This window comes from Streptomyces sp. NBC_00525, assembly GCF_036346595.1.
In the GTDB taxonomy this organism is placed as follows: Bacteria; Actinomycetota; Actinomycetes; order Streptomycetales; family Streptomycetaceae; genus Streptomyces.
The window spans coordinates 639,248-653,992 of sequence record NZ_CP107834.1; the positions used below are offsets into that span (position 1 = coordinate 639,248).

Annotated in this window: 15 protein-coding genes; 6 read left to right on the plus strand and 9 right to left on the minus strand. The window is 74.7% G+C overall.

Annotated elements, in window-relative coordinates; translation table 11 throughout:
* Positions 1-13: 13 nt before the first annotated feature.
* A complete protein-coding gene (locus OG710_RS02655; protein WP_330237910.1) occupies positions 14-1,294 on the plus strand; it encodes a GNAT family N-acetyltransferase in 1,281 nt (426 codons plus the stop codon).
* Here the strand turns inward: OG710_RS02655 and OG710_RS02660 are convergent.
* Positions 1,224-2,471: a trans-sulfuration enzyme family protein gene (locus OG710_RS02660; protein WP_330237911.1), complete on the minus strand. Its 1,248-nt coding sequence runs from the start codon at positions 2,469-2,471 to the stop codon at positions 1,224-1,226. The genes OG710_RS02655 and OG710_RS02660 overlap by 71 nt on opposite strands.
* A gap of 59 nt (positions 2,472-2,530) precedes the next feature.
* Here OG710_RS02660 and OG710_RS02665 point away from each other — a divergent pair, with 59 nt between their 5' ends.
* Positions 2,531-3,052 carry an Lrp/AsnC family transcriptional regulator gene (locus OG710_RS02665; protein ID WP_111334381.1) on the plus strand — a complete coding sequence of 174 codons (522 nt, stop codon included), beginning with the start codon at positions 2,531-2,533 and terminating at the stop codon, positions 3,050-3,052.
* A 39-nt stretch (positions 3,053-3,091) separates the two neighbouring features.
* Positions 3,092-4,777 (plus strand): DUF885 domain-containing protein, encoded by a 1,686-nt coding sequence (locus OG710_RS02670; protein ID WP_111334379.1) that lies wholly within the window; start codon positions 3,092-3,094, stop codon positions 4,775-4,777.
* Positions 4,778-4,822: 45 nt separating this feature from the next.
* Here the strand turns inward: OG710_RS02670 and OG710_RS02675 are convergent, their stop codons facing one another.
* Complete coding sequence (locus OG710_RS02675) at positions 4,823-5,311, minus strand: rhodanese-like domain-containing protein (protein ID WP_330237912.1); 489 nt, start codon at positions 5,309-5,311, stop codon at positions 4,823-4,825.
* A gap of 93 nt (positions 5,312-5,404) precedes the next feature.
* On the opposite strand from OG710_RS02675, the gene OG710_RS02680 reads away from it, so the two are divergent.
* Entirely contained in the window at positions 5,405-5,851 is a 447-nt protein-coding gene (locus OG710_RS02680) for an Lrp/AsnC family transcriptional regulator (protein ID WP_330237913.1), read from the plus strand.
* Here OG710_RS02680 and OG710_RS02685 read toward each other — a convergent pair.
* The 3 genes from OG710_RS02685 to OG710_RS02695 all read right to left on the minus strand — a co-directional run bounded on the left by OG710_RS02685 (position 5,841) and on the right by OG710_RS02695 (position 10,780).
* On the minus strand, positions 5,841-8,900 hold the full coding sequence (locus OG710_RS02685; RefSeq protein WP_330237914.1) for an SMC family ATPase: 3,060 nt from the start codon (positions 8,898-8,900) through the stop codon (positions 5,841-5,843). The genes OG710_RS02680 and OG710_RS02685 overlap by 11 nt on opposite strands.
* Entirely contained in the window at positions 8,897-10,063 is a 1,167-nt protein-coding gene (locus tag OG710_RS02690; protein ID WP_330237915.1) for an exonuclease SbcCD subunit D, read from the minus strand. Before OG710_RS02690 ends, OG710_RS02685 begins: the two co-directional genes overlap by 4 nt.
* 90 nt (positions 10,064-10,153) lie before the next feature.
* Positions 10,154-10,780 carry a YigZ family protein gene (locus OG710_RS02695; protein ID WP_239226330.1) on the minus strand — a complete coding sequence of 209 codons (627 nt, stop codon included), beginning with the start codon at positions 10,778-10,780 and terminating at the stop codon, positions 10,154-10,156.
* A gap of 58 nt (positions 10,781-10,838) precedes the next feature.
* Between OG710_RS02695 and OG710_RS02700 the strand changes: the two genes are divergently transcribed.
* The gene (locus OG710_RS02700; protein WP_330237916.1) at positions 10,839-11,246 is read left to right on the plus strand and encodes a CoA-binding protein; all 408 of its coding nucleotides are present in this window, start codon (positions 10,839-10,841) and stop codon (positions 11,244-11,246) included.
* Here the strand turns inward: OG710_RS02700 and OG710_RS02705 are convergent.
* From OG710_RS02705 to OG710_RS02715, 3 genes are all read right to left on the minus strand, one after another.
* Entirely contained in the window at positions 11,243-11,815 is a 573-nt protein-coding gene (locus OG710_RS02705) for a YbaK/EbsC family protein (RefSeq protein ID WP_330237917.1), read from the minus strand. The genes OG710_RS02700 and OG710_RS02705 overlap by 4 nt on opposite strands.
* A 43-nt stretch (positions 11,816-11,858) precedes the next feature.
* Complete coding sequence (locus OG710_RS02710; RefSeq protein WP_330237918.1) at positions 11,859-12,431, minus strand: helix-turn-helix domain-containing protein; 573 nt, start codon at positions 12,429-12,431, stop codon at positions 11,859-11,861.
* 93 nt (positions 12,432-12,524) lie between these two features.
* Positions 12,525-13,262 (minus strand): acyltransferase, encoded by a 738-nt coding sequence (locus tag OG710_RS02715; protein ID WP_111334363.1) that lies wholly within the window; start codon positions 13,260-13,262, stop codon positions 12,525-12,527.
* Between the two features lie 136 nt (positions 13,263-13,398).
* On the opposite strand from OG710_RS02715, the gene OG710_RS02720 reads away from it, so the two are divergent.
* On the plus strand, positions 13,399-13,929 hold the full coding sequence (locus OG710_RS02720; protein WP_330237919.1) for a gamma carbonic anhydrase family protein: 531 nt from the start codon (positions 13,399-13,401) through the stop codon (positions 13,927-13,929).
* Positions 13,930-13,959: 30 nt separating this feature from the next.
* Here OG710_RS02720 and OG710_RS02725 read toward each other — a convergent pair whose 3' ends face one another.
* The gene (locus OG710_RS02725; RefSeq protein WP_330237920.1) at positions 13,960-14,607 is read right to left on the minus strand and encodes a DedA family protein; all 648 of its coding nucleotides are present in this window, start codon (positions 14,605-14,607) and stop codon (positions 13,960-13,962) included.
* Between the last annotated feature and the right edge of the window lie 138 nt (positions 14,608-14,745).

Genomic DNA, 14,745 nt, shown 5'->3' on the forward strand with positions numbered 1-14,745 from the left:
TCACAGTGGTTTCATGACCGATACGACGTCCGCGAAGAACGCCCGCCGCCGCCGGGGGCCGACCGTGACGGCCGTGTTCCGCGCCTGGTGGGCCAGGCGCATCGGCTACGGCCACGCCCCGCCGCCGTCACCGCCCCCGGGGCCCGCGTCCGCCGGCCCGGACACGGCCCCGGGGGGCCAGGACATGAGCCCCGGGGGCACCGTGCTGTGGCGGATGCGGACCACCGTGCGGGACGCTCCGGGCAGTCTGGCCGCCCTGTGCACGGTGCTGGCGGGCCACGGCATCGACATCCTCGCGCTCCAGACGCATCCGCTGGCGCGGGGCACCGTGGACGAGTTCCTGCTGCGGGTGCCCGCCTCGCTGCCGGCCCGGGAGCTGAGCCGGGCGGTGGCCGCCGCCGGGGGCACCTCCACCTGGACCGAACGGGCCGACGCCCACGACCTGGTGGACGCCCCGACCCGGGTGCTCGGCCTCGCCACCCGTACCGCTCTGGACGGCGCCGAACTACCCCTGGCGCTGCGCCAGTTGCTCGGCCGCTGCTCGATCCGCTCGCTGCCCGCCGTATCGGTGACCGGACGCGCCACCGGGCAGTCCGCGCCGGTCGAAGGGGTGCTGGAGGAGACGGTGATGCGGCTGCGCGACCCCTCGGGCGGGGTGATCACGGTGGAGCGGCCCGCTCTCCCGTTCACGCCGACCGAGTTCGCGCGGGCCCGTGCGCTGGTGGAGCTGGACGCGCGGCTCGGGCCCCGGACGCCGCGCGGCCGGCAGGTGCTCACCCTGCCGGAGGGCAACGAGATCACCGTGCGCCGGGCGGATCGCGCCGACCTCGACGCGGCCGCGGCGATGCACGGGCGCTGCTCGGAGCAGACCCTGCGGCGGCGCTACCACGGCCCGGTCCGGGACGCGGACCGCTATCTGGACCATCTGCTGAACCCGCGCTTCGGCCGCACCCTGGCGGCGCGGACGGCATCGGGGCGGCTGGTCGCCCTCGGGCATCTGCTGTGGGACGGCGACGAGACCGAGGTGGCGCTGCTCGTGGAGGACGCGTGGCAGCGGCGCGGCATCGGCTCCGAGCTGCTGGCCCGGCTCGTGGCGATGGCGGCCGAGGACGGCTGCGAGAGCGTCTACGCCGTGACCCAGGCGTCGAACACCGGCATGGTCGCCGCCATGCGCGCGCTCTCGCTGCCGCTCGACTACCAGATGGAGGAGGGCACCCTGGTGATCACCGCGCGCCCGTCCCCGGCCCCGGCGCGCTCCCTGCCGCCGCTGCCCTACGAGCAGGCCGAGCGCTGACGGCGGGGCGGGCGGCGTCCGCGCCGTCCAGTGCCCGGTCGAGGTCGGCCCAGAGGTCGTCGGCGTCCTCCAGGCCGACCGACATGCGCAGCAGCCGGTCGCCGACGCCGGCGGCGTGCCGGTCGCCCTCCGCCACGATGCGGTGGCTGATGGAGGCCGGGTGCTGGATGAGGGTGTCCACGCTGCCGAGGCTGACGGCCGGCGTGATCAGCCGTACCCCGGCGATGACCCGGTGCGGGTCGCCGGCGACCTCGAAGGAGACCATCGCGCCGCCGATCTTCGGGTAGTGCACGCGTTCGATCCGCGGGTCGGCGGTGAGCCTGCGGGCCAGTTCGGCGGCGGTCGCGGACGCGGCCCGGACCCGTACCGGCAGGGTGGACAGGCCGCGCAGCAGCAGATAGCCGGCCATCGGATGCAGCACGCCACCGGTGGCGAACCGGACCCGGCGCAGCACCCCGGCGAACTCCTCGTCGCAGGCGACGACCCCGCCCATCACGTCGCCGTGGCCGCCCAGGTACTTCGTGGCGCTGTGCAGCACGATCCGCGCGCCGTGCTCGACGGGGTGCTGGAGGACGGGGGTGGCGAAGGTGTTGTCGACCAGCAGCGGGACCGCGCCGCAGGAGTGGGCGACGGCCCGGATGTCCACCTCGGCGAGCGTCGGGTTGGCGGGGGTCTCCACGATGACCAGGGCGGTGTCTGGCCGGATGGCCTCGGCGATGCCGGCCGGGTCCGTCCAGGTCACCTCGGTGCCGAGGAGCCCGGCGCCCAGCAGATGGTCGCTGCATCCGTACAGCGGGCGGACGGCCACCACATGGCGCAGTCCCTCGCCGGCGCGGGCCAGCAGGACGGCGGTGAGCGCGGCCATGCCGCTGGCGAACGACACCGCGCTCTCGGTGCCCTCCAGGCGGGCCAGGGCCGTTTCGAAGCGGGCGTTCGTCGGGTTGTCGAGCCGGGCGTAGACGGGCGGGCCGTCCGGGCGGGCCCCGGTGGTGGCGAAGGCGTCGATCCGCTCGGCCTCGGCGCGGGAGTCGTACGAGGGGTAGGTGGTCGACAGGTCGATCGGTGCGGCGTGCAGGCCGCCGGCCGCGAGGTCGTCGCGTCCGGCGTGCACGGCTTCGGTGGCGAGCGCCCTGGACGGGGTTGTCGTCGCGGGCTGTGGCACGGAGTCGATGTCCATGCCCGCACTCTGAACGCTGACCGGGCCAAGGGGCCGAATCACCGTGCTACGTTCGGTGAATGACTGAATCCGTCGCTCTCGACACGGTCGATCTGCACATTCTGCGGCTGTTGCAGAACGACGCCCGGACCACGTACCGGGAACTGGCGGCGGAGGTGGGCGTCGCGCCGTCGACGTGTCTGGACCGGGTGACCCGGCTGCGCCGTACGGGCGTGATCCTCGGGCACCAGTTGCGGCTGGACCCCGCCAGGCTGGGCCGTGGTCTGGAGGCGCTGCTCTCCGTACAGGTGCGGCCGCACCGCCGGGAGCTGATCGGGCCGTTCGTGGAGCGGATCAGGTCGCTGCCGGAGTCGCGGGCGCTGTTCCATCTGACCGGGCCCGACGACTATCTGGTGCATGTGGCGGTGGCGGACACGGCGGATCTCCAGCGGCTGGTGCTGGACGAGTTCACCTCGCGGCGCGAGGTGGCGCGGGTGGAGACGCGGCTGATCTTCCAGCAGTGGGAGTGCGGTCCGCTGCTTCCGCCGGTGCCGGGGGCGGGGTCCGGGCCGCTGCCGGGACAGGTCCGTTCCACCGATTAGATGGTGACGCGGGGCCCCTCGTCGTATGAGGATGTCGGTATGCCAGACTCTTCCAGCAGCGCGCTGCCGCGCCAGATCGCCGACGCCTACGTCGACGCATTCATCGAACTCGACCCGATCTCCGGTACCTATCTCGGTGTCGCGGCAAGCTCGCGCCGTCTTCCCGACTTCTCCCCCGCCGGCCAGGAGCGGCTGGCCGCGCTGGCCCGTGACACGCTCGCGCGCCTCGACCGCGCGGAGGCGCTGCCCGGTGCCGCCGACGACGCCGAACGCCGCTGCGGCCGGCTGCTGCGGGAGCGCCTGACGGCCGAACTCGCCGTCCACGAGGCCGACGAGGGGCTGCGGGCCGTCTCCAACATGCACTCCCCGGCGCACTCGGTGCGGGACGTGTTCACGGTGACGCCCACCGAGACGGACGAGGACTGGGCGGCCGTCGCCGAGCGGCTGCGGGCGGTCCCGGCCGCGCTCGCCGGCTACCGCGAGTCCCTGGCGCTGGGTCTGGAGCGCGAGCTGTATGGCAGCCCGCGCGCCGCGGCCACGTTCATCGACCAGCTCGACGAGTGGGTCGGGGACGGAACGAAGGGCTTCTTCCAGGACTTCGCCGCCGCCGGGCCGGACGCCCTGCGCGACGAACTGGACGCGGCCGCCGCGCAGGCCGCCGGCGCCCTGGACGAGCTGCGGCGGTGGATGCGCGAGGTGTACGCGCCCGCGATCGGCGACGCGTCCGACACGGTGGGCCGGGAGCGCTACGCCCGCTGGTCGCGCTACTTCAACGGCACCGACCTCGATCTGGACGAGGCGTACGCGTACGGCTGGTCCGAGTACCACCGGCTGCTGGCCGAGATGCGCACCGAGGCCGAGAAGGTGCTGCCGGGGGCGGGCCCCTGGGAGGCGCTGGCCCACCTCGATGTGCACGGCAAGCACATCGAGGGCGTGGACGAGGTCCAGGCGTGGCTCCAGGGCCTGATGGACGAGGCGATCGACGCGCTGGACGGCACCCACTTCGAACTGGCCGAGCGGGTCCGCCGGGTGGAGTCCCGGATCGCCCCGCCCGGCGGTGCCGCCGCCCCGTACTACACGGGCCCGTCCGAGGACTTCTCGCGGCCCGGCCGCACCTGGCTGCCGACCATGGGCGAGACCCGCTTCCCGGTGTACGACCTGGTGTCCACCTGGTACCACGAGGGCGTGCCCGGCCATCACCTCCAGCTCGCCCAGTGGGTGCACGTGGCGGACAGCCTGTCGCGCTACCAGGCGTCCATCGGGATCGTCAGCGCCAACGCCGAGGGCTGGGCGCTGTACGCGGAGCGGCTGATGGACGAGCTGGGCTTCCTGCCCGACGCGGAGCGCCGGCTCGGCTATCTGGACGCGCAGATGATGCGCGCCTGCCGGGTGATCGTGGACATCGGCATGCACCTGGGTCTGGAGATCCCTGCCGATTCGCCGTTCCACCCCGGTGAGCGGTGGACGCCGGACCTGGCCCAGGAATTCTTCGGCAACCACAGCGGCCGTCCCGCGGACTTCGTGGAGAGCGAGCTGACCCGCTATCTGTCGATGCCGGGCCAGGCGATCGGCTACAAGCTCGGTGAGCGGGCCTGGCTGCTGGGCCGGGAGAACGCCCGCGCGGCGCACGGCGACGCCTTCGACCTCAAGGCGTGGCACATGGCGGCCCTGTCCCAGGGCCCGCTGGGTCTGGACGACCTGGTGGACGAGCTGTCGAAGCTCTGACACACCGGCGGCCCGGCCCCGGACACCCTCGGGGCCGGGCCGTCGTCAGCAGCCGCAGTCGGCGGTGCCGGCCGGCGCGGTGAGCGGGTCGGCCGTACGCCGCGCGCCGCCCTGCCGGGTCTCGTACGGGAATCCCTCGCGCGCCCAGTACTCGAAGCCGCCCAGCATCTCCTTGACCCGGTAGCCGAGCAGGGCCAGGGCGAGGGCGGCGCGGGTGGCGCCGTTGCAGCCGGGCCCCCAGCAGTACGTGACGACCGGCACGGCCGGGTCGAGGAGCCGGGGCGCCCGCTCGGCGACGAGCGCCGTCGGCAGATGTACCGCGCCCGGGATGTGCCCCTGGTCCCAGGACTCGGCGGACCGGGAGTCCAGCAGGACGAAGCCGGGGTCGCCGCCTGCGGCGAGGGCGGCCGCCACGTCCGAGACGTCGGTGTGGAAGGCGAGCGAGGCACCGAAGTGGGCGACGGCGTCGGCCGGGGCGGCGGGCGGAACGTTCAGGACGGGGTGGGCGGCGGTGGCGCCGGGCTGGGAGGTCATGGCAGAAAATCTACGAGCGGCACGCCTGGCCCGGAAGGCGAGATCCCCGGCCTCGCTCTTGATCTGCCGGGGATTCCACGGTTCGCTGTCCGGATGAGCGACTATTCCCCGGACGCCACGGACTGGCGCATTCTCGATGTCCTCCAGCGCGAGGGCCGCGCCTCGTACGCGGAGCTGGCGCGGGCGGTGGCGATGTCGCCGAGCGCCGTCACCGAGCGGGTCCGCCGGCTGGAGGAGGCCGGGGTGATCAGCGGCTACGCGGCGGTGGTCGATCCGGAACGGCTCGGGCTGCCGATCCTCGCCTTCGTACGGCTGCGGTACCCGAACGGCAACTACAAGCCGTTCCACGACCTGCTGGCGACCACGCCGGAGATCGTGGAGGCCCACCACGTCACCGGTGACGACTGCTTCGTGCTCAAGGTGACGGCCCGTTCCATGAGCCATCTGGAGACCGTGTCCGGGAAGATCGGCGCCCTCGGCTCCGTCACCACCAGCGTCGTCTACTCCTCGCCGCTGCCCGGCCGCCCGATCAGTCGCTGAGCCCCTCCGCGCGCAGCCGCACGGCCGACCCGTGCCGCTCCTTCACCACTTCGAGCTGGGCGGGGATACGGCGGCGCAGGTCGGCGACATGGCTGACGATGCCGACGCTGCGGTCCCGTTCGCGCAGCGAGTCGAGGACGTCCAGCACCTCGTCCAGCGTCTGGTCGTCGAGGCTGCCGAAACCCTCGTCGATGAACAGGGTGTCCAGCCGTACGCCGCCGGCCTCGTCGGTGACGACGTCGGCGAGGCCCAGCGCCAGGGCGAGCGAGGCGAAGAACGTCTCGCCGCCGGAGAGCGTGGCCGTGTCGCGCTCGCGGCCCGTCCAGGCGTCGATGACGTGCAGGCCGAGCCCGGCCCGGCGGCCGCCGGTGCGGGCGTCGGAGTGCACGAGCTGGTAGCGGCCCGAGGACATGCGCCGCAGCCGGGCGGTGGCCGCCGCGGCGACCTGCTCAAGGCGGGCGGCCAGCACATACGACTCCAGGCGCATCTTGCGCGCGTTGTCCGCCGAGGTCCCGGCGGTCAGCGCGGCGAGCCGGGCGACGCGTTCGTACTCCTCGCGGACCGGCCCCAGCGCGCGGACCCCGTGCGCCACGCGCTGCGAGAGCCTGCCGAGTTCGGCGCAGCGTTCCCGCGCGGCGTCGAGCCCGGCGGCGGCCTCGCGCAGCCCCCGCTCGGCCCGGTCGCACGCCTCGCGCGCCGCGTCCGGGGCGGCGGGCGGACGGGCGGCCGCGTCCCGGTCTGCGGTGTCCGCGAGCCGGTCGGCGACGGCCGCCGCCTCGGCCTGCCAGCCGTCGACGCGGTGCTGGAGCGTACGCTGCGCGGCGTCGTCGAGCAGCGTCGCGGCGGCGGCCTCCGGGGTGTCGAACCCGGCCCGGAACGCGGCGTCCGCGAGCCGGGCGTCGGCCTCCTTGAGCCGGGCGGCGGCGTGCTCCTCCTCGCGCACCGCACCGGCCGCGTCCACCAGCAGGGCGACCCGGCGCTGGAGGAGGGCGGCGTGCTCGGCGACGCTCGCGTGTCCGCCGCGCGCCCGCTCCAGCACCTCGTCCACGCCGCTCTGCTCACGGTCCAGCGACTCGCGCCGCGAGGTCCGCGCGGCGGCCCGCTGTTCCACGCCCTGCCGCTGCTCCAGCCGCCGTCGCTGTTCCGCCTCGGCCCCGGCCAGTGCCTCGCGGGCGGCGTGCGCCCCGGCGGCGGTCCGGTAGGCGTGCGCGTGCTCGGCGGCGAGGCCGTCCACGAGCGCGGCGAGAGCGGCGACGGTGGGCGCGGGTCCGCCGGCCGTGTCGGGTCCGCCGGCCGCCGTGTCGGTGTCCGGCTCCCCGGCCGCCTCCGCGCAGGCGGTCGCGTGGCGTTCGCGTACCAGCGCCAGGGCCTGCTGCGCCGCGGCGCGGGCCTTCTCCGCCTCGCGGTGGGCGCGTTCGGCGGCCTCCTCGGCCACGCGGTCCACCTGGCCGTCGCCGGGGCGGGCCGGGGCGGGATGGTCCGTCGCGCCGCAGACCGCGCAGGGCGCGCCTTCGGTGAGCTGGGCGGCGAGTTCGGCGGCGATGCCGCGCAGTCGGCGCTCGCGCAGGTCGAGCCGGTGTTCCTGGGCGCCCACCGCGTGTTCGCGGGCGACGGTCAGGGCCTGCTCGGCGGCGGTCACCTCGGCGGCCAGCTCGTCGCGGCGGCGGGCCGCGTCCAGGCGGCGGCGGGCCGGGTCGAGGCGGCGGGCCAGCAGTTCGGTCCGGGTCGCCGCCTCCAGGGCCGCGTCCAGGCGGGCCCCGAGGTCCCGGCGGGTGGCCTCCCAGCCGACGAGCCAGTCCTCCGTGTCGCGGGCGAGGTCGTCGTCGGCGCGGGCCTGCCGTTCCAGGGCGGCGCGTTCGTCGTGGATCTCGGCGGCGCGCCGCTCGGCGCGCCGGGCGGATTCGAGCCCGCCGAGCTCCTCGCGGAGCCGCCGTTCCAGGGCCGCCAGCTGCTCGGCGCCCGCGTCGGCCAGGTTCCCGGGCAGCCGGGTCCGGGCGTGGTCGCGGTCCTCGCGCGCCCGCCGGTACGCCCGCTCCGCCGCTTCGCGCAGTTCGAGGGCGGGGGCGACGAGGTCGGCCTTGCGGGCGCGCGCGAGGCGTTCGCGGGCCTCCTCGTGCGCGGCGCGGCCGGCCTCCAGTGCGTCGGCGCGCCGCCGGGTCTCGGCGTACCGCTGCTGGAGCGCGGCGAGTTCCCGTTCGGCGTCCAGGGCGCGGCGGGCCCCGGCGTGCCGCCCCTCGGCGGTGGCGAGGACCGACGCGGCGATGTCGAGCCGTTCGCGGGCGGCGCTGCGGGCGGTGGCGGCCCAGGTCAGGACGGCGTCGGCGAGGCCGGGGTCGCCGGGCCGGACCTCGGGCAGCGGGCACTCACGGGCGGCGGGGCCGGCCGCCTGGGCGATGCGCTGGGCGAGCGCGAGGATCTGGTCGTCGCCGGCCTTGACCTGTGCCTCGGCCGTCCGGCGCAGTTCGGCGAGGTGTTCCTCGACGGCGGCGAAGCGCCGGGTGTCGAAGAGCCGGCCGAGGAGCCGGCCACGGGCCTCGGCGTCGGCGCGCAGGAAGCGGGCGAAGTCGCCCTGGGGCAGCAGGACCACCTGGCAGAACTGCTCGCGGCTCATGCCGAGGAGCTGGGTGATCTCCTCGCCGATCTCCTGGTGCGATTTGCTGAGCGCGCGCCAGCCGTGCTCGGGGTGGTGTTCGCGGAGCCGGCTCTGCGCCTTTTCCGTGGTGTGGCCGCTGCCGCGCTTCTTGGGGCGGGTGCGGGCGGGGCTGCGGGTGATCTCCAGGCGGCGCCCGCCGACGGTGAGGTCGAGCCGGACCTCGGTGGGCAGGTCCGCCGGGGCGTGGTCGCTGCGCAGGGAGGTGCCGGGGCTCTGCCGGGCGCCGGGGACGGCTCCGTACAGGGCGTAGCAGACGGCGTCCAGGACGGAGGTCTTGCCGGCGCCGGTCGGCCCGTGGAGCAGGAAGAGACCGGCGGCGCAGAGCGCGTCGAAGTCGATCTCCTGCGTGGTGCCGAAGGGGCCGAACGCGGTGATGCGCAGGGTGTGGAGCCTCACCGGTTCACCTCGCGGACGCCGTCCTCCACGCGTACGTGGTCGAAGGCGCCGCGCAGCACCGCCCGTTCCCGCTCGTCGGTTCCGCAGCCGCCCCGGACGTGGGCCACGAAGTCCTCCGCGATGCTCTGGTCGTCGCGTCCGCGCAGCCGGCGGGCGTACGAGGTCTCGGGGTCGTCGGGGGCCCGGTCGGGTTCGAAGACGAGGGCGAGGGTGTGCGGGAAGCGTTCGGCGAGGCGGGCCATGGGCTCGGCGGGGCGGACCGGGTCGGTGAGGGTGGCCTCCACCCAGGCGTCCTCGTGGCGGTCGAGGGCCGGGTCGTCCAGGAGGGCGTCGAGCCGGCCCCGGATGCGGGCGAGGCGGCGGGGCACCGGGCAGTCGACGCGTGCGCCGGTGACGGTGCCGGAGGCGTCCAGGTCGATGAGCCACATCGTCTTGCGGTGGGTGGCCTCGGAGAAGGAGTAGGCGAGCGGGGAGCCGGAGTAGCGGACCCGGTCGGTGACGGACTGGCAGCCGTGGAGGTGGCCGAGGGCCACATAGTCGACGCCGTCGAAGACGCCCGCGGGCACGGCGGCGACGCCGCCCACGGTGATGTCGCGTTCGCTGTCGCTGGCCTCGCCGCCGGCGACGAAGGCGTGGGCGAGGACGACGGAGCGGGTGGTGGCGGGGCGCCCGGCGAGGTCGGCGCGGACGCGGTCCATGGCGGCGGTGAGCACGGCCTCGTGGCCGGCCCGTCCGGCCTTGAGGACGTCCTTGACCAGGGCGGGTTCCAGGTACGGGAGCCCGTAGAACGCCACGTCGCCGTGGGCGTCGGGGAGCACGACGGGCGTGCCGCAGTGCGCGGGGTCGGTGCGCAGATGGATGCCGGCCCGGCCGATGAGTCCGGCGCCGACGCCGAGCCGGCGGGCCGAGTCGTGGTTGCCGGAGATCATCACCGTGGGCACCCCGGCGCCGGCCAGGCGGTGCAGGGCGTCGTCGAAGAGCCGTACCGCGCTGAGCGGGGGGACCGCGCGGTCGTAGACGTCGCCGGCCACGACGACGGCGTCGACCTCGTGCTCGCGGACCGTGTCCACCAGGTGGTCGAGGTAGGCGGCCTGGGCGTCGAGCAGGGAGACCCGGTGGAACGACCGGCCCAGGTGCCAGTCCGATGTGTGCAGAATCCTCAAGACCCGGCTCCGGTCCGCATCGTTCGCTTCCTCCGCCCCTGTGCCCTCACGCCCCCAGTGTCCCATCACGCCGGGGGCGCACGGTCCGCGTCAGGCGTCGTCGTACGCCTCGCCGCCCAGTTCCACCCGGGCCTCGCCTGCCGTGGCGTCGGCCAGCCAGCGGCGGAAGTCCTCCACCTCGGCGTCCGGCAGCCCGATCTCGATCGTCACCTCGGCCGCGTACCGGACCTCGCGGACGGTCCGTCCGGTGGCCCGCAGCTCGTTCTCCAGCCTGCCCGCCCGCTGGTGGCCGACCGTGACGGTGGCGAGCCGGAAGCGGCGGCGGGTGCGGGTGCCGATGGCGTCGAGGGCTTCGCCGACCACTCCCCCGTACGCCCGGATCAGACCGCCGGCGCCGAGCTTCACGCCGCCGTAGTAGCGGGTGACGACGGCGACGGCGTAGCAGACCTCGCGGCGGGTCAGCATCTGGAGCATGGGGACTCCGGCGGTGCCGCCGGGCTCGCCGTCGTCGCTCGCCTTCTGCACGGAGGCGTCGGCGCCGATCACGTACGCGTAGCAGTTGTGCGTGGCGGTCGGATGCTCCCTGCGGACGCGGGCGACGAACTCCTGCGCCTCCTCCTCGGTGGCCGCGGGGGCGAGCGCGCAGATGAAGCGGGACCGGTTGATCTCGCTCTCGTGCACGCCCGCGCGGGCGACGGTCCGGTACTCCTCCTGCATGCCGCCACCCTATGCGTACTGCGGGAATGGCCGGGACAGGCGGCCGGTTGTGCGGTGCATGGACGCAGAAGCGGAGACGATCCGCAGGATTCTGGAAGACACCGGCGACACCTGGGCCGTGGTGGGGCTGTCGAACAACCGGGCGCGCGCGGCCTACGGGGTGGCCGAGGTCCTCCGGCGCTTCGGCAAGCGGGTGGTGCCGGTGCATCCGAAGGCCGAGGCGGTGCACGGCGAGCAGGGGTACGCCTCGCTGGCAAAGATCCCGTTCCCGGTGGACGTGGTGGACGTCTTCGTCAACAGCGACCTGGCGGGTGCGGTGGCCGACGAGGCGGTCGCGGCCGGCGCCCGCGCCGTCTGGTTCCAGCTCGGCGTGGTGGACGAGCAGGCGTACGAGCGGACGCGGGCGGCGGGCCTGGACATGATCATGGACCGCTGCCCGGCCATCGAGATCCCCCGGCTCGGCTAGGAGGCGTCCGGGGCGCGGACGCCCAGGCCCTCGACGACCTCGGCGCCGGGCAGGGCGGCGAGCGCCTTGCCGGTCACGATGAGCTTGCCCCGGCGGGAGCCGCTGCCGATCAGGACCCATTCCTCGTCCACGACGGCGGAGTCGATGAGCAGTGGCCAGCCGGCCGGGAGTCCGACGGGGGTGATGCCACCGTATTCCATGCCGGTCTCGCCGACCGCCGTGTCCATCGAGGCGAAGCGCGCCTTGCGCAGGCCGAGGTGCTTGCGGGCGACGCCGTTGACGTCGACGCGGGAGTGCGACAGGACGAGGCAGGCGGCGAGGGTGACGTCGGCGCCGCGCCGGCCGGAGAGGACGACGCAGTTCGCCGAGTGGTCGAGCAGTTCGGCGCCGTGGTGGGCGACGAAGGCCGCGGTGTCGGCGATCTCCGGGTCGGTGTCCACGTGCAGCACCTGATCGGGGGCGATGCCTCCCCAGCCCGCGCCGACCGCGGCGGCCACGGGGGCGGTGAGCAGGTCCCGGCGGTCGGTGGCGGGGAGGGCGTTGTCGAAGGAGCCGAGGGGTGCGCGCATGCGCGTCACGCTAACAGCGGAGCCCCGCGGCGCGGCGGGCGTCTCATCCGACGGGCGGGATGCTGACGGCCATGGCGAGTTCGACGATGTCCTCGCCGTCGTTGCGGTAGGCGTGCGGGTGGTGTGCCGCGAAGGTGGCGGAGGTGCCGGCGGGCACGGCGTACGGGGTGTCGTCGACGACCAGGGTGAGGGTGCCGGTGGTGACGTGGAGGAGTTCGACGGTGCCCTCGGGGTGCGGGTCGGAGCGGCTGCCCTCTCCGGGCATCAGCCGCCAGGACCAGAGTTCGAGGGGGCCGCGCGCCTCCGTGCCGACCAGCAGGGTGGTGCTGCTGCCGGCCTCGGTGGACCAGAGGCGCACGGCCTGGTCGGCGGGGACCAGGCGGACGTGGGAGCCCTGTTCGTGGTCGAGCAGGGTGGTGATGCTGACGCCGAGCGCGTCGGCGAGCTTGACCGTGGTGCCGACGCTCGGGTTGGTGCGGGCCTGCTCGATCTGGATGATCATGCCCCGGCTGACTCCGGCGCGGGCGGCCAGCGTGTCCAGGGTGAAGCCGCGCTCACCGCGCCAGCGCTTGAGGTTGCGCGCGAGGGACTGGGTCAGCTGATCGAGATCGGTCACGTTCCGTCCAATATCTTCTCTGGCGTGGTCGATCATTCTGCACCACGGTGGGCCGTGCCCACCCGCCCGAGCCGGTACGGGGAACGCGGCGGTTCAGCTCTCTTCGAGCTCCGCCACCGCCAGCAGCTGTTCCGGGGTCACGCCCTCGGGGATCGGTACCGGGGCCGGTGTCCGCAGGGGCGGTTGCCAGCCCTTGTCCGGATGCCAGCTGCGTACGACGCGGGCGGGCGCGCCCGCCACGACCGCGCGGTCGGGCACCTCGCCGCGGACGACGGCGCCGGCGGCGACGACCACGTTGCGCCCGATCCGGGCGCCGGGCAGGATCACCGCGCCGGTCCCGATCCAGCAGCCGGGGCCGATGGAGACGGGCTCCATCCGGGGCCACTGCTTGCCGACCGGCTGGTGCGGGTCGTCGTAGCTGTGGTTGGTCGAGGTGATGTAGACGTACGGCCCGCAGTACGTGTCCGCGCCTATGGTCACCGTCGTGTCGGCGACGACGTGGCTGCCGCGCCCGAGCACGACGCCGTTGCCCAGGGTGAGGATCGGCTCGGGGCCGAGGTCCAGGTCGGGCATGAGCCCCGCGGTCAGCGTGACCTGTTCGCCGATGACGCAGTGGTCGCCCAGTTCGATCCACGGCTCGCCGAACACGGTGCCCTGCGGGAAGGCCAGCCGGGTGCCGGCGCCGATCCGGCCGAACCGCAGCCCGCCGGGGTGTTCGGCGGTGACCGCGCCCGCGTCCCGCGCCCAGCGCCAGCAGCGGTGGACGGCCCCGGACAGGGCGCGCCGCCGCCAGGCGGTCAGGGTGGCGAGGGTGTTCCGGTGGGTGGGCACGGGCTCACGGTAGTCCGCGGCTCCGGGGCGGGCGCGCGCTACGGCCTGTGATCTTCACCCCAACGGCCCGGTGGTCCGGCCGGGCGTCGCATACGGTGTGCCCGAGCCACGGCACCGGGACACGGAGGAGCGCGCGATGGCGGAGCAGGCGTTGGTCATGGCCCTGGGCGGCAAGGAGCCGCGCATCGACGCGGACGCGTTCACGGCGCCGACCTCGGTGGCGATCGGCGACATCACGATGGCCGCGGGCTCCAGCCTCTGGTACCAGGCGGTGCTGCGGGCGGACTGCGGTCCGATCGTGATCGGCGCGGACTCCAACATCCAGGACAACTGCAGCGTGCACGTCGATCCCGGCTTCGCGGTGACGGTCGGCGAGCGGGTGTCGGTGGGGCACAACGCGGTCCTGCACGGCTGCACCGTCGAGGACGACGTCCTGATCGGCATGGGGGCGACCGTCCTCAACGGCGCGCACATCGGCGCGGGTTCGCTGATCGCGGCGCAGGCCCTCGTGCCGCAGGGGATGCGGGTGCCGCCCGGTTCGCTGGTGGCGGGCGTCCCGGCGAAGGTGAAGCGGCCGCTCACCGAGGAGGAGCTGGCGGGCGTGCGCTTCAACGCGGTGGGTTACGTGGAGCTGGCCAGGGCGCACCGCGAGGCGTGCGAAGGCTGAGGCGGGCGGCCGGGTCGAACGGCGGCCGGTTCAGTCGGCGGCCGGGGCCGGTTCGGCGGTGGTCGCACAGTGGGCGGCGGCCTTCTTGGCGCGGTTCTTGAGGATCAGCATCGAGGAGAGGCCGATCAGGACGGCGATGCCCAGGCCCAGGTAGGAGAACCGCTTGAGCCAGGCCTCTGCGACGACGCCCACGGAGTAGATGACGGCCGTGGTGCCGCCCGCCCAGGTGATCCCGCCGAGCACATTGGCGACGAGGAACTTCCAGTACGGCATGTGCAGCACACCGGCCAGCGGTCCGGCGAAGATGCGCAGCAGGGCGACGAAGCGGCCGAAGAACACGGCCCACATGCCCCACTTCTGGAAGGAGCGCTCGGCCAGGGCGATCTGGCTGTCGCCGAAGTGGCGGGGGAACTTCCCGCCGAGCCAGGCCAGCAGCGGGCGGCCGCCCTTGCGGCCGATGGCGTAGCCGATCGAGTCGCCGATCACGGCGCCCGCGGTGGCGCAGGCGCCCAGAATCCAGGGGTTGACGCCGTCGTGGCCGGCGGCCAGGAGCGCCGCGCTGACCAGGACGATCTCACCGGGCAACGGGATGCCGAGGCTCTCCAGTCCGATGACGATGCCCACCAGGAGGTAGACGCTGATCGCGGGGACGGTCTCCAGCCACTCCTGGATGTGCAACGCCGTTTCCTCCGTAGTGATCCCGGTTCGTCCGCCGGGTGGCCCACACGGGCCCGGCGCACGGCGGGCAGCCTACCCTTCGCGCCGCCGGGGCCGACAGCGCGAAGGGCCGCCCGGCACCGGTGCGGTGCGGGGCGG